At 69.3% G+C, this 822-nt stretch carries 1 protein-coding gene and 1 rRNA gene; one reads left to right on the plus strand and one right to left on the minus strand.

What is annotated here, in order from left to right; all coding sequences use genetic code 11:
• A 5S ribosomal RNA gene (gene rrf / locus AB0P06_RS31245) occupies positions 1 to 87 on the plus strand; the annotation flags it as partial.
• Positions 88 to 89: 2 nt separating this feature from the next.
• On the opposite strand, the gene AB0P06_RS31250 is transcribed toward rrf, so the two are convergent.
• A partial coding sequence (locus tag AB0P06_RS31250; protein WP_363613281.1) for a hypothetical protein occupies positions 90 to 822 on the minus strand: 733 nt, incomplete at its 5' end.

Here is an 822-nt window from a genome sequence, read left to right on the forward strand (position 1 = left end):
GGTTACATTCCGAACCCGGAAGCTAAGCCTCACAGCGCCGATGGTACTGCAGGGGGGACCCTGTGGGAGAGTAGGACGCCGCCGAACAATTATTCAAGGCCGCGGCCCCAGCGATTCGCTGGGGCCGCGGCCTTTTTGTGTTTTGCGAACATGTGCAGTGCCGGCACACCAGGGACTTTCGCCCAGACGCGAGGTCTCCCGGGATGTCGGACAATGGAGATGGTGCCCGGCCAGGAGGCCGGCATCGAACCGCGTGAGGGCAGTCGTGTCGCCCGGTCCGCGGTGGAGCTGAAGCAGCAGAAGGAGTCACCACAATGTCGAACCAGCCCCAGGACCGTCCCGAGCGTCGATCGGACGACGGCCGCGGCTACGAGCCCCGGTCTCGCGGGGGCTGGTCCAACGACCGTGGTCCGCGTCGCGACGACCGTGACGACCGCCCGCGTCGTGACGACCGCCCCTCCGGCGGCGGCGGTTTCCGTCGTGACGACCGTCCGTCCGGTGGTGGTTTCAACCGGGACCGTGACGACCGTGGCGGCGCCCGTCGCGATGACCGTCCGTCCGGTGGCGGTTTCCGTCGCGATGACCGTCCCTCGGGTGGCGGTTTCAACCGGGACCGTGACGACCGTGGCGGCGCCCGTCGTGACGACCGTCCGTCCGGTGGCGGTTTCCGTCGTGACGACCGCCCCTCGGGTGGCGGTTTCAACCGCGACCGTGACGACCGCGGTGGCTTCCGTCGCGACGACCGTCCCTCCGGTGGTTTCAACCGGGACCGTGACGACCGTGGCGGCGCCCGTCGCGATGACCGTCCCTCGGGTGGCGGTT

Origin of the sequence: Kitasatospora sp. NPDC088351 (genome assembly GCF_040685575.1) — a bacterium.
Lineage (GTDB): Bacteria > Actinomycetota > Actinomycetes > Streptomycetales > Streptomycetaceae > Kitasatospora.